The 12,627-nt window shown below is 60.8% G+C and carries 10 protein-coding genes; 3 read left to right on the top strand and 7 right to left on the bottom strand.

Translation table 11 applies throughout. The annotated features are described in order from the left end of the window. The first annotated feature begins 145 nt into the window (after positions 1 to 145). The gene (locus F8N43_RS13755; protein ID WP_150631365.1) at positions 146 to 1,540 is read left to right on the top strand and encodes a NorM family multidrug efflux MATE transporter; all 1,395 of its coding nucleotides are present in this window, start codon (positions 146 to 148) and stop codon (positions 1,538 to 1,540) included. A 108-nt stretch (positions 1,541 to 1,648) separates the two neighbouring features. On the opposite strand, the gene F8N43_RS13750 is transcribed toward F8N43_RS13755, so the two are convergent. After that, entirely contained in the window at positions 1,649 to 3,322 is a 1,674-nt protein-coding gene (locus tag F8N43_RS13750; RefSeq protein ID WP_150631363.1) for a putative bifunctional diguanylate cyclase/phosphodiesterase, read from the bottom strand. 264 nt (positions 3,323 to 3,586) lie between these two features. Here F8N43_RS13750 and rep point away from each other — a divergent pair, with 264 nt between their 5' ends. Further along, entirely contained in the window at positions 3,587 to 5,596 is a 2,010-nt protein-coding gene (rep, locus tag F8N43_RS13745; RefSeq protein WP_150653921.1) for a DNA helicase Rep, read from the top strand. Between the two features lie 70 nt (positions 5,597 to 5,666). Beyond that, positions 5,667 to 6,239 (top strand): xanthine phosphoribosyltransferase, encoded by a 573-nt coding sequence (locus tag F8N43_RS13740; RefSeq protein ID WP_150631361.1) that lies wholly within the window; start codon positions 5,667 to 5,669, stop codon positions 6,237 to 6,239. A gap of 129 nt (positions 6,240 to 6,368) precedes the next feature. Here the strand turns inward: F8N43_RS13740 and F8N43_RS13735 are convergent, their stop codons facing one another. The 6 genes from F8N43_RS13735 to dadA all read right to left on the bottom strand — a co-directional run bounded on the left by F8N43_RS13735 (position 6,369) and on the right by dadA (position 12,501). Further along, positions 6,369 to 8,291 carry an acetyl-CoA hydrolase/transferase C-terminal domain-containing protein gene (locus F8N43_RS13735; protein WP_150653920.1) on the bottom strand — a complete coding sequence of 641 codons (1,923 nt, stop codon included), beginning with the start codon at positions 8,289 to 8,291 and terminating at the stop codon, positions 6,369 to 6,371. 139 nt (positions 8,292 to 8,430) lie between these two features. After that, complete coding sequence (locus F8N43_RS13730) at positions 8,431 to 8,841, bottom strand: c-type cytochrome (RefSeq protein WP_150631432.1); 411 nt, start codon at positions 8,839 to 8,841, stop codon at positions 8,431 to 8,433. A gap of 182 nt (positions 8,842 to 9,023) precedes the next feature. After that, entirely contained in the window at positions 9,024 to 9,572 is a 549-nt protein-coding gene (locus tag F8N43_RS13725; protein WP_150631359.1) for a cupin domain-containing protein, read from the bottom strand. A 128-nt stretch (positions 9,573 to 9,700) separates the two neighbouring features. Then, complete coding sequence (gene alr / locus F8N43_RS13720; RefSeq protein ID WP_150653919.1) at positions 9,701 to 10,774, bottom strand: alanine racemase; 1,074 nt, start codon at positions 10,772 to 10,774, stop codon at positions 9,701 to 9,703. Positions 10,775 to 10,871: 97 nt separating this feature from the next. Next, positions 10,872 to 11,225 carry a RidA family protein gene (locus tag F8N43_RS13715; protein WP_150638138.1) on the bottom strand — a complete coding sequence of 118 codons (354 nt, stop codon included), beginning with the start codon at positions 11,223 to 11,225 and terminating at the stop codon, positions 10,872 to 10,874. Further along, positions 11,197 to 12,501 (bottom strand): D-amino acid dehydrogenase, encoded by a 1,305-nt coding sequence (gene dadA, locus F8N43_RS13710; protein WP_150631356.1) that lies wholly within the window; start codon positions 12,499 to 12,501, stop codon positions 11,197 to 11,199. The genes F8N43_RS13715 and dadA overlap by 29 nt, the downstream gene beginning before the upstream one ends. Between the last annotated feature and the right edge of the window lie 126 nt (positions 12,502 to 12,627).

Below are 12,627 nucleotides of genomic sequence, written 5' to 3'. Positions count from 1 at the left end.
TGGCGTAATTTCGTCAACTTATCAGAAACTCCCCTGGATGAGTTTTAATCATGCCATCCATCCTTTTTATCCCTTTGTGCAAACCCTGCAGAGCGCCGAGAATCGACGCTTTCCTGTTCTCTTTGACCCCTAGAGCGTGATGACCATGCAGCATCCAGCGCGTATTGAACTCTGGGCCATCCTGCGGCTGGCGGGGCCGTTGATTGCCTCGCAGTTGGCGCACATGCTGATGGTCCTCACCGACACCTTGATGATGGCGCGCCTGAGCCCCGAAGCGCTGGCCGGCGGCGGGCTCGGCGCGGCGACCTATTCGTTTGTGTCGATCTTTTGCATTGGCGTGATTGCGGCGGTCGGCACTCTGGTGGCGATCCGTCAGGGCGCGGGCGATATCGTCGGTGCGGCGCGGCTGACCCAGGCCGGTTTGTGGCTGGCGTGGCTGATGGCGTTGGTCGCCGGTTTGCTGCTGTGGAATCTCAAACCGGTGCTGTTGCTGTTCGGCCAGACTGAAACCAACGTTCAGGCAGCCGGGCAGTTCCTGTTGATCCTGCCGTTCGCCCTGCCCGGCTACCTGAGTTTCATGGCCCTGCGCGGTTTCACCAGCGCGATCGGCCGGGCGACGCCGGTGATGGTCATCAGCCTCGGCGGCACGGTGGCCAACTTCGTGCTCAATTATGCGTTGATCACCGGGATGTTCGGCCTGCCGAAAATGGGCCTGGTGGGCATCGGTCTGGTCACGGCGATTGTCGCCAACCTGATGGCCGTGGCGTTGGCGCTGCACATTCGGCGGCATCCGGCGTACGACGCGTATCCGTTGTGCCAGGGTTTGTCGCGGCCTAACCGGCAGTATCTGAAAGAGTTGTGGCGCCTGGGCCTGCCGATTGGCGGCACCTACGCAGTGGAAGTCGGGCTGTTTGCCTTCGCCGCGTTGTGCATGGGCACCATGGGCAGCACGCAACTGGGCGCGCACCAGATCGCGCTGCAGATCGTCTCGGTGGCGTTCATGATTCCGGCGGGGCTTTCCTATGCGATCACCATGCGCATCGGCCAGCATTACGGCGCCGGGCAGCTGCTGGACGCGCGACTGGCCGGACGGGTCGGGATCGCGTTCGGCGCGGCAGCGATGCTCGGCTTCGCGATGGTCTTCTGGCTGCTCCCCCATCAGTTGATCGGCCTGTTCCTGGACCACAACGACCCGGCCTTCCGCCCGGTCATCGAACTGGCTGTGAGCCTGCTGGCGGTGGCGGCGTGGTTCGAGCTGTTCGACGGTACGCAAACCATCGCCATGGGCTGCATTCGCGGGCTCAAGGATGCCAAGACCACGTTCTTGGTCGGGCTGGGTTGCTATTGGCTGATTGGCGCCCCTGCCGCCTGGTGGATGGCCTTCCATCTGAACTGGGGACCGACGGGCGTCTGGTGGGGGTTGGCGCTGGGGCTGGCGTGCGCAGCGGTGAGCCTGACACTGGCGTTTGAGTGGAAGATGAAGCGGATGATTCGGCGGGAGCCGTCGTCGCAGCGTTTCGAAGTCGCCCAGCCGGACTGAGATCCCGTGTAGGAGCGAGCCTGCTCGTGATGAGGCCATGTCAGTCAACATTAATGTCGACTGATAGTCCGCTATCGCGAGCAGGCTCGCTCCCACATTCGTTCGTCGTCAGCTCCCGACCTCTAAGATCGGCTGCTGACTGCTGCCAAAGCTCAAATACTCAACCAGCTCCGTCAACGGCAACGGCTTGCTGATCAGATAGCCTTGCACCTGATCGCAACCAAATCCGCGCAACAGATCCAGCTGCTCCGGCGTTTCCACGCCCTCGGCGACCACTTCCAGATTGAGGTTGTGCGCCAGGTTGATCATCGCGTGCACCAGTTTGCGATTCTCTTCGCGCCCTTCCATTCCGCCGACGAAACTCTTGTCGACCTTCAGCAAGGCAATCGGCAGGCTGTTGAGGTGCACGAAGGACGAAAACCCGGTGCCGAAGTCGTCGAGAGAGAAGCGCACGCCCAGACGCCCAAGGGCATCCATGGTCTGCTTCACCAGATCACTGCGGCGCATGACCGCCGTTTCGGTCAGTTCGAATTCCAGCCATTGCGCCTCGACGCCACGTTCGGCAATCAGCCGGCTCAGGGTGGAAAGCAACTGGCTGTCCTGAAACTGCCGGAACGACAGGTTGATCGCCATGTGCAACGCCGGCAAACCCAGCTCGCGCAGCGCCTGCATGTCGCGCAGTGCACGGGAAATCACCCAGTAACCGAGCGGCACGATCAAACCGCTTTGCTCGGCCAGTGGCACAAACTCGCTTGGCGGCAGCAAGCCACGTTCTGCGTGGCGCCAGCGCACCAGGGCTTCGAGGCCGACAATCTTGCCGTCTTCCAGGTTCAGGCGTGGCTGGTAATGCAGTTCCAGCTCATCGCGACGCAACGCCCGGCGCAACTCGCTTTCGAGGTCGGCCATGCTGCGGGCATTGCGGTTGATGCGTTCGTTGAAGATGTGAAAGGTGCAGCCTTGGGTGCTCTTGGCCTGCTGCATGGCGATGTGCGCGTGCCACATCAGCGGGTCGGCGCCGGCTTGGGCGCGGGCGTGGGCAATGCCCAGGCTGGAACCGATCAACAGGCTTTCGCCGTCGACCCAATAAGGCTCGGCCAACGCCTCGGTGATGCGTTCGGCCATCCACTCGGCACGTTGCGGCGCGCGGCGGGTGTCGATCAGCAGGGCGAACTCATCGCTGCCCAGCCGCGCCAGTTGATCGCCGGCCTCGAGCTGGCTTTTCAGGCGCGCGACCACTTGCAGGATCAACCGATCGCCGGCCTGATGGCCGAGGGCGTCGTTGGCGTGGCGGAAGTTGTCGAGGTCGAGGTGACCGAGGGCCAGGCCGCGCCCCTCGTTTTCTGCCAAGCGCGCAGCCAGCAAGGTCTGGAAACCCTGGCGGTTGGCGATGCCGGTCAGCGGGTCTTGCTCGGCCAGGCGCTGCAGGGTGTTTTCCAGTACGCCGCGCTCGCGCACATGGCGCAGGCAACGGCGCAACATGCCAGGGTCGAGATGATCGCGCACCAGCCAGTCGCTCACGCCATCGGGCGGCAACAGCGGCTCTTGTTCGAGCAGCAACACCGTTGGCAAATTGCAACGGCCGGGCGCCGGCTGAAGGGCCGGGATCGTCAACAACACCGCGCTGCGGTTGTCATCGAACAGAGTGCTGACCGATTCCCAGCTTGGAGCGCTGATGAGCACGGCCGAGCTCCCCATCGGAGCCAGACACTCGCGCAACAACGCTGCCCACGCTGGCTCTTCAGCCAGTAGCAGCAAACGCAAGGGTTCGACAGGCGTAGACAAGCTAGCTCCCTAGACTCTGCAATGATGTAGGCGGCGGGCATTATGCCGTGCCGATAACCAATGACCAAATGACATCAGTTATCAAACGAGGCTTTTGTATCCGGAATTACGAACATTAGACGCAAACTCATCGCGCATCCTGCGTGAAAGTAACAAAACCGGCAAATATAGATAGCGTATTGCGTCACAAGTCGGAGAGAGCAGCACAATTCGCTGAGCCTGTTAAAATGCCGGCCCATTTCGCAAACGACTCCCTGATTTCGTATGTCCCGACTCAATCCCCGGCAGCAAGAAGCCGTGAGCTACGTCGGCGGCCCTCTTTTGGTGCTCGCCGGTGCAGGCTCCGGCAAGACCAGCGTGATCACGCGCAAGATCGCGCACTTGATCCAGAACTGCGGCATCCGCGCCCAGTACATCGTCGCCATGACCTTTACCAACAAGGCCGCGCGCGAGATGAAGGAACGGGTCGGCACCCTGCTCAAGGGCGGCGAAGGTCGTGGCCTGACGGTGTGCACTTTCCACAATCTGGGTCTGAACATCATCCGCAAGGAACACGCGCGGCTGGGCTACAAACCGGGCTTCTCGATTTTCGACGAGACCGATGTCAAAGCCCTGATGACCGACATCATGCAAAAGGAATACGCCGGCGACGACGGCGTCGACGAGATCAAGAACATGATCGGCTCGTGGAAAAACGACCTGATCCTGCCGGCCGAAGCTCTGGAAAACGCACGCAACCCCAAGGAACAGACCGCCGCCATCGTCTACACCCACTACCAGCGCACGCTCAAGGCGTTCAACGCGGTGGACTTCGACGACCTGATCCTGCTGCCGGTGAAGCTGTTCCAGGAACACGCCGACATCCTCGAAAAGTGGCAGAACAAAGTCCGCTACCTGCTGGTGGACGAATACCAGGACACCAACGCCAGCCAGTATTTGCTGGTGAAGTTGCTGATCGGCATGCGCAACCAGTTCACCGTGGTGGGCGACGACGACCAGTCGATCTACGCCTGGCGCGGCGCCCGCCCGGAAAACCTGATGCTGCTCAAGGACGATTACCCGTCCCTGAAAGTCGTCATGCTGGAGCAGAACTATCGCTCCACCAGCCGCATCCTGCGCTGCGCCAACGTGCTGATCTCGAACAACCCGCATGAGTTCGAAAAACAGCTGTGGAGCGAGATGGGCCACGGCGACGAAATCCGCGTGATTCGCTGCCGCAACGAGGACGCCGAAGCCGAGCGCGTGGCCGTGGAGTTGCTGACCCTGCATTTGCGTACCGACCGGCCCTACAGCGATTTCGCAATTCTGTATCGCGGTAACTACCAGGCCAAGCTGATCGAGCTGAAGCTGCAGCACCACCAGATTCCGTATCGCCTGTCGGGCGGCAACAGCTTTTTCGGACGTCAGGAAGTCAAAGACCTGATGGCCTACTTCCGCCTGATCGTGAACCCGGATGACGACAATGCCTTCCTGCGGGTAATCAACGTCCCACGCCGGGAGATCGGTTCGACCACCCTGGAAAAGCTCGGCAACTACGCCACCGAACGCAAGATCTCGATGTACGCCGCCACCGACGAAATCGGTCTGGGCGAACACCTGGATGCGCGGTTCACCGATCGCCTGTCGCGCTTCAAGCGTTTCATGGACAAGGTTCGCGAACAGTGCGCCGGCGAAGATCCGATCTCGGCGCTGCGCAGCATGGTCATGGACATCGACTACGAGAACTGGCTGCGCACCAACAGCTCCAGCGACAAGGCCGCCGACTACCGCATGGGTAACGTCTGGCTCCTGATCGAGGCGTTGAAAAACACCCTGGAGAAAGACGAAGAAGGCGAGATGACCGTCGAGGACGCCATCGGCAAACTCGTCCTGCGCGACATGCTGGAACGTCAGCAGGAAGAGGAAGATGGCGCCGAAGGCGTGCAGATGATGACCTTGCATGCCTCCAAGGGTCTGGAATTCCCCTACGTGTTCATCATGGGCATGGAAGAGGAAATCCTCCCGCACCGTTCCAGCATCGAAGCCGACACCATCGAAGAAGAACGCCGCCTGGCCTACGTCGGAATTACCCGCGCGCGTCAGACACTGGCCTTCACCTTCGCCGCCAAGCGTAAGCAATACGGCGAGATCATCGACTGCGCACCGAGCCGCTTCCTCGATGAACTGCCGCCGGACGACCTGGCTTGGGAAGGCACCGATGACACGCCGGTTGAAGTCAAAGCCGTTCGCGGCAACACCGCACTGGCGGATATACGGGCGATGCTAAAGCGCTAGAATTGAGCACTTTTCAACCAAACACTTTTTGACAAGCTAGGCGCACACGGCGCCAGTAGAGGATCGCTTCATGGAAGCACTGCACCAGAAAATTCGCGAACAAGGCATCGTGCTTTCCGATCAGGTCCTGAAGGTCGACGCCTTTTTGAACCACCAGATCGACCCGGCGCTGATGAAATTGATCGGCGACGAGTTCGCTGCGCTGTTCAAGGACTCGGGCATCACCAAGATCGTCACCATCGAAGCTTCGGGCATCGCCCCAGCGATCATGACCGGTCTGAACCTCGGCGTGCCGGTGATCTTTGCGCGCAAGCATCAGTCCCTGACCCTGACCGAAAACCTGCTGTCGGCGACCGTTTACTCGTTCACCAAGCAGACCGAGAGCACGGTGGCGATCTCCCCGCGCCACCTGACCAGCAGCGACCGCGTGCTGATCATCGATGACTTTTTGGCCAACGGTAAGGCGTCCCAAGCACTGATCTCGATCATCAAGCAGGCCGGCGCGACCGTGGCCGGTTTGGGGATCGTGATCGAGAAGTCGTTCCAGGGTGGGCGTGCGGAACTGGATGCGCAGGGTTATCGGGTTGAGTCGCTGGCTCGGGTGCAGTCGCTGAAGGATGGCGTTGTAACCTTCATCAAGTAATCCGCAACACCGCATTCCCCCTGTGGGAGCCAGCCTGCTGGCGATGGCGTCGTGTCAGTCAAAATCTTCATGACTGACAGACAGCCATCGCCAGCAGGCTGGCTCCCACAGTTGGTTATGCGTTAGGCGTTATTGCGCGGTGGCTTTCAGGCCGGCGAGCAACAACCGCTGAAATAAATCCTCTTTCAGGCCTTCCGGATTGCTCAGCTGCATCCGCTCCAGATGCTCGGGAAACGCCGAAGCCTCTGGCGCATCCAGCGCAGCCTTGCCCAACTCCAGAATCTCCGTCAGCTTGAACTTGCTCTTCAGCCAGTTCAGCGCCCGCAACAGGTCCCGCTCTTCAGCCGTGAAATCACTCCCCAGCGGATACTCCGGAAACAACTGCGGATGCCCGGCCTGAATCGCCTGCAAGCGTTCCGGGCGGTTGTCGGCAAAGCGCGGATCGAGGCGGAAATTCTTCGGTAGTTTCCCGGCGCTCTGCGCCTGTTCGATCAACCCCGACTGGAAACGCGAATCGCTGATGTTGAGCAACGCCTCGATCACCGCCGCGTCCGTCTTGCCGCGTAAATCAGCGACGCCGTATTCGGTGACGACGATGTCGCGCAGATGCCGCGGGATCGTGCAATGGCCGTACTGCCAGACGATGTTGGAACTGACCTCCCCGCCCGCCTCGCGCCAGCTGCGCAGCAGCAGAATCGAACGCGCGCCCTCCAGCGCATGGCCCTGGGCGACGAAGTTGTACTGCCCGCCGACACCGCTGAGCACCCGCCCGTCTTCGAGCTGATCGGCCACGCCGGCGCCAAGCAACGTCATGGTAAACACGGTGTTGATGAATCGCGCATCCAGGCGTTGCAAGCGTTTGAGTTCTTCCTGGCCGTAGAGCTCGTTGATGTAGCTGATGTGGGTCATGTTGAATTCGAGCCGCTTGCTCTGCGGCAGCTCGCGCAGGCGTTCATAAAAGCTGCGCGGCCCGAGGAAAAATCCGCCGTGCACCGAAATGCCGTCAGTCTGCGCGGCCTCGTCCAGCGTGCCGGCATTCGCCTGCTGCTGAGTGGCCACATCCGGGTAGACCTTGCGCCGCAGGATCCCGGCATCGGCCAGCACCAACAAGCCGTTGACGAACATTTCACTGCAACCGTACAGGCCTTTGGCGAAGGGTTCGATGCCGCCCTCGCGGTCGATCAACTGCGCCCATTGGCTGAGATTGATCTCCGCCAGTAAGGCCTTGTAACCGGCATTGTCGGCCTGCCGCGCCAGCAACGCCGCCGTCAGCGCATCGCCCATGGCACCGATGCCGATCTGCAAGGTGCCGCCATCACGAACCAGGGCGCTGGCGTGTAATCCGATGAAATGGTCCTGGAAACCCACCGGCATGTTCGGCGTCGAGAACAGCGTGGTGTTGTCTTTCTCGTCGACCAGCAGGTCGAAAGTGTCGATGCCGATTTCGGCATCACCGGGCATGTACGGCAAGTCGTTGTGCACCTGGCCCACGAGCAAGACTGTCTGCCCCGCTGCCCTGCGCTTGGCGATCATCGGGAACAGGTCGAGGGTGATGTCCGGGTTGCAGCTCAGGCTCAGGCGATCCGGGTGTTCGGAGTGGCTGGCCACCAGTTGCGCGACCAGGTTCAAACCGGCCGCGTAGATGTCCCGCGCGGCGTGGCTGTAGTTGCTGCTGACGTAATCCTGCTGAGCCGATTCGCTGTGAAGCAGGCTGCCGGGTTGCATGAAAAACTGCTGAACATGGATGTTGGGCGGCAGGTTGTCCTTGTGCAGACCCGCGAGGAAATCCAGCTCCGGGTAGTCGCCGAACACTCGCTCGATGAAGGGCTCAAGGAAGCGCTTCTGCAAACCGTCGCCCAATGCAGGACGGCCCAGACACAGCGCGGTATAGATCGTCAGCTGCCGTTCAGGCAGTTGCGCCACGCGTTGATACAGCGCGTTGACGAAGTGGTTGGGTTTGCCCAGACCGAGGGGCAGGCCCATGTGGATATGCGCCGGCAACCGTGCCAGCACCTCATCGACCGCTTGCTCGATAGAACACAGCTGCACCATCTGATCCTCCCGTACTTTCCGTGAATTGGGGTTGGACCGAGCTTGCCGGGTCTTTGCTGCAATGAACAGTCTCGGACGTTAAATCGCGGGCACAAAAAAGCCGCTCGAAAGCGGCTTTTTCGCGAAAGATGCAGGCGTTTTACAGGCCGGACATCTCTTTGATTGCGCCTTTCAGCTCGTCGTCGGAGCAGTCGGCGCAGGTGCCCTTAGGCGGCATCGAGTTGATACCGGTAATGGCTTTGGCCAGGATGCCGTCGAGGCCGCCCTGGTGATCGGCGCGTTCTTTCCAGGCAGCCTTGTCGCCGATTTTCGGCGCGCCCAGCAGGCCGGTTCCGTGGCACGCATTGCAATGTTTAGCAACAACGTCTTTCGGTGCCTTGGCACCACCGCCGCCAGAAGCGGCAGCCACTTCCATACCCTTGCACTCTTGACCTGTCACACAGACCTGGCCGACTGGCTCAAGGCGTTTGGCAATATCGTCGTTGGTCGCAGCTTGAGCGCTGACAGCCCATAGGGCCAATACGGTTGCTGGTGCAGCCAGCATTTTCATAATTAGGTTCACGCGTTCACCCTCAATGGTGGCTAGTCACGCCTACGGCCACGGTTCGCAGGCGGGCGCAAGTATAGCGGTAAGCCCGCCGCACTGAAACAACCCCAAAGTCGAAGGGGTCTTGTTGCGCCGCGGAAAAAACCTTCGGGTGCCGCTGCCGTGCTGGCAGGACGCCTCTTCTCTTAGAAATTCGCGGGTGTGGCTGCGCTGATTAGTCGCGCCGGCGCATCGAACGGATTACGGAAACGGTGCGGCTTGGTACTTTCAAAGTAGTAGCTATCGCCCGCTTCGAGCACAAATGTTTCAAGCCCGACCACCAGTTCAAGCCGACCCTCCACCAAAATCCCGGTTTCCTCACCTTCGTGGGTGAGCATCTCGTCACCGGTATCGGCGCCAGGCGGATAGATTTCATTGAGGAAAGCGATAGCGCGGCTCGGGTGCGCCCGGCCGACCAGCTTCATGGTCACGGCACCATCGGAAATATCGATCAGCTCGTTGGCCTTGTAGACGATCTGAGTCGGTCTTTCCTCCAGGATTTCTTCGGAAAAAAACTCGACCATGGACATGGGAATCCCGCCCAGAACCTTGCGCAGCGAACTGATCGAGGGACTGACGCTATTCTTCTCGATCATCGAAATGGTGCTGTTGGTGACGCCCGCGCGTTTGGCGAGTTCACGCTGCGAAAGACCTTTGAGCTTACGGATGGATTGCAGTCGTTCACCGACGTCCAATGCTGGAGCCTCCAGGGATTCAGGTTGTAGGAATATTGAGCGTTATCATGGCGACAGCGTTCAGTATTTACAACACTTTGGCCTGAATCCTGTTCGGCGAGGCGACTTCTGGTGCGCAGCGTTTTGGCCTAGGCCCCGGAATAGAGCAGCGGCACCCGGCGCAGGTTGCAGAAGAGCTGGTAAGGAATCGTGTCCGCGGCCGTCGCAACGTCGCTGGCGAGGATGTTTTTACCCCACAATTCCACGGTCGACCCCAGACCTGCTTGCGGCACGTCAGTCAAATCGATGCAAAGCATGTCCATCGACACCCGGCCGATCAACTGGCTGCGCTGACCGGCGACCAACACCGGCGTACCGGTCGGTGCGTGACGCGGATAGCCATCGGCATAACCCATGGCCACCACGCCAACGCGCATCGGCTTCTGGGTGATGAATTTGGCGCCGTAACCGATCGGCTCGCCGGCCGGCAGCTCACGCACGCAAATCACTTTCGATTCCAGGGTCATCACCGGTTGCAAGCGCGACGCCGTGGCATTGGCTTCCTCGAACGGCGTGGCGCCGTAGAGCATGATGCCCGGACGAACCCAGTCGCTCGGAATCTGCGGCCAACCGAGCACTGCCGGCGAGTTGCGCAGACTGACCTCGGCCGCCAAACCCTGACGCGCCGCTTCAAACACCGCCACCTGCTCGGCGCTGGCCTGGCTGTGCAGCTCATCGGCGCGGGCGAAATGGCTCATCAGCACCACTTTCGCCACCTTGCCGCTGGCCAGCAGCCGGTGATAGCCCGCCTGGTAATCCTTTGGATGCAGACCGACCCGGTGCATGCCCGAATCAAGTTTGAGCCAGACCGTGATCGGCTTGCTCAGCACGGCTTTTTCGATGGCTTCGAGTTGCCACAGCGAATGCACCACGCACCAGAAATCGTGCTCGACGATCAGCGCCAGTTCATCGGCTTCGAAAAAGCCTTCCAGCAACAACACCGGCGCCCGAATGCCCGCGGCGCGCAGCTCCAACGCTTCTTCAATGCAGGCCACGGCAAACCCGTCCGCGTCGGCTTCCAGCGCCTGGGCGCAACGTACCGCGCCATGGCCGTAGGCATCGGCCTTGATCACCGCGAGGGCCTTGGCCCCGGTGAGTTCACGGGCGATCTGGAAGTTGTGGCGCAGGGCTTGAAGGTCGATCAGGGCACGGGCTGGACGCATGGCGGCAGGGCTTCTAGGCGGTCATGGGAATAAAAACCGGCGCTGGCTGACGACGTTAACCGCCAACAGCACCGGGAGAGGGATCTTTCTGACGGGCTTACGGCAGAGCGGCTACAACCGAGAGCTCGATCAGGATTTCCGGTTCGCACAACTTCGATTCAACCGTCGCACGGGCCGGGGCGACGCCTTTGGGCAGCCACTTGTCCCACACCGCGTTCATGCCTTCGAAGTGCGCGTCGATGTCCTTCAGGTAAATCGTTACCGACAGCAAATGGTGCTTGTCGGTACCCGCCAGATCGAGCAAACGCTCGATATTGGCGAGGGTTTCGCGAGTCTGCTGTTCAATCCCGGCGTTCATGTCATCGCCGACCTGCCCTGCCAGATACACCGTACCGTTGTGAGCGACGATCTGACTCATACGCTCATTGGTGAGCTGGCGCTGGATTGCCATGTTTTGCGGACTCCTGGATTTTGCTGCCATAACGGGAAATATCGAGGCCTTCGGCGCTGATCTGCGGCGTTTTCTTCGCCATCAGGTCGGCCAGCAAACGGCCGGAACCGCACGCCATGGTCCAGCCGAGCGTACCGTGCCCCGTGTTCAGGAACAGGTTGCTGAACGGCGTTGCGCCAACGATTGGCGTACCGTCCGGGGTGGTCGGACGCAGACCGGTCCAGAAACTCGCCTGGGCCAGATCGCCGCCCTGAGGATAAAGGTCGTTGACGATCATCTCCAGGGTTTCGCGCCGACGCGGGTTCAACGACAAGTCAAAACCGGCTATCTCAGCCATGCCGCCAACGCGGATGCGGTTGTCGAAACGGGTAATCGCGACCTTGTAGGTCTCGTCGAGAATGGTCGACGTCGGGGCCATCGCCGGGTTGGTGATCGGCACGGTCAGGGAGTAGCCCTTGAGCGGATACACCGGAGCCTTGATGCCCAGCGGCTTGAGCAGTTGCGGCGAGTAGCTGCCGAGTGCCAACACGTAGCGGTCCGCGGTTTCCAGCTTGCCGTCGATCCACACACCGTTGATGCGATCACCGGCATAGTCGAGGCGCTGAATGTCCTGGCCAAAGCGGAATTCCACACCCAGCTTCACAGCCATTTCGGCCAGTCGAACGGTGAACATCTGGCAATCGCCGGTCTGGTCGTTCGGCAGGCGCAGGGCACCGGCAAGGATGTCGGTAACGTTGGCTAGCGCCGGTTCAACGCGGGCAATGCCGGCGCGATCGAGCAATTCGAACGGCACACCGGACTCTTTCAGCACGGCGATGTCTTTCGCGGCGCCGTCGAGCTGAGCCTGGGTGCGGAACAGTTGCGTGGTACCAAGGCTGCGACCTTCGTAGGCAATGCCGGTTTCAGCGCGCAATTCGTCGAGGCAGTCGCGGCTGTATTCGGACAGACGGACCATGCGCTCCTTGTTCACCGCGTAACGGCTGGCGGTGCAGTTGCGCAGCATCTGCGCCATCCACAGGTATTGGTCGATGTCGGCGGTGGCCTTGATCGCCAGCGGTGCGTGGCGCTGCAACAGCCACTTGATGGCCTTGAGCGGCACACCCGGTGCGGCCCACGGCGAGGCATAACCCGGCGAGACTTGCCCGGCGTTGGCGAAACTGGTCTCCATGGCCGCAGCCGGCTGACGGTCCACCACCACCACTTCAAACCCGGCACGCGCCAGATAATAAGCACTGGTGGTGCCGATGACGCCGCTACCCAAGACCATAACGCGCATTTTCATATCCCTCATCGCGGCGTGCCGCTGACGTTTGTAGTTCAGACCGTAGATGTGGGCAGTTTAAAAAAGATTAGCCAGTGCATTTCACTATATAAGCACCTATATTTGGCGACAATTCTCGGC

It is taken from the genome of Pseudomonas fluorescens (assembly GCF_902498065.1).
Taxonomy (GTDB): domain Bacteria; phylum Pseudomonadota; class Gammaproteobacteria; order Pseudomonadales; family Pseudomonadaceae; genus Aquipseudomonas; species Aquipseudomonas fluorescens_BJ.
The sequence above is the reverse complement of the archived record's forward strand: the minus strand, read 5'-3'. Positions and strand labels throughout refer to the sequence as shown.

What these genes read in the sequence shown, in the direction of transcription:
- F8N43_RS13740 (WP_150631361.1), top strand. Translation starts at nt 5,667, where the DNA reads ATGGAAGCACTGCACCAGAAAATTCGCGAACAAGGCATCGTGCTTTCC.
- dadA (WP_150631356.1), bottom strand. Translation starts at nt 12,501, where the DNA reads ATGCGCGTTATGGTCTTGGGTAGCGGCGTCATCGGCACCACCAGTGCT.
- F8N43_RS13730 (WP_150631432.1), bottom strand. Translation starts at nt 8,841, where the DNA reads ATGAAAATGCTGGCTGCACCAGCAACCGTATTGGCCCTATGGGCTGTC.
- F8N43_RS13735 (WP_150653920.1), bottom strand. Translation starts at nt 8,291, where the DNA reads ATGGTGCAGCTGTGTTCTATCGAGCAAGCGGTCGATGAGGTGCTGGCA.
- F8N43_RS13715 (WP_150638138.1), bottom strand. Translation starts at nt 11,225, where the DNA reads ATGGCAATCCAGCGCCAGCTCACCAATGAGCGTATGAGTCAGATCGTC.
- alr (WP_150653919.1), bottom strand. Translation starts at nt 10,774, where the DNA reads ATGCGTCCAGCCCGTGCCCTGATCGACCTTCAAGCCCTGCGCCACAAC.
- F8N43_RS13755 (WP_150631365.1), top strand. Translation starts at nt 146, where the DNA reads ATGCAGCATCCAGCGCGTATTGAACTCTGGGCCATCCTGCGGCTGGCG.
- rep (WP_150653921.1), top strand. Translation starts at nt 3,587, where the DNA reads ATGTCCCGACTCAATCCCCGGCAGCAAGAAGCCGTGAGCTACGTCGGC.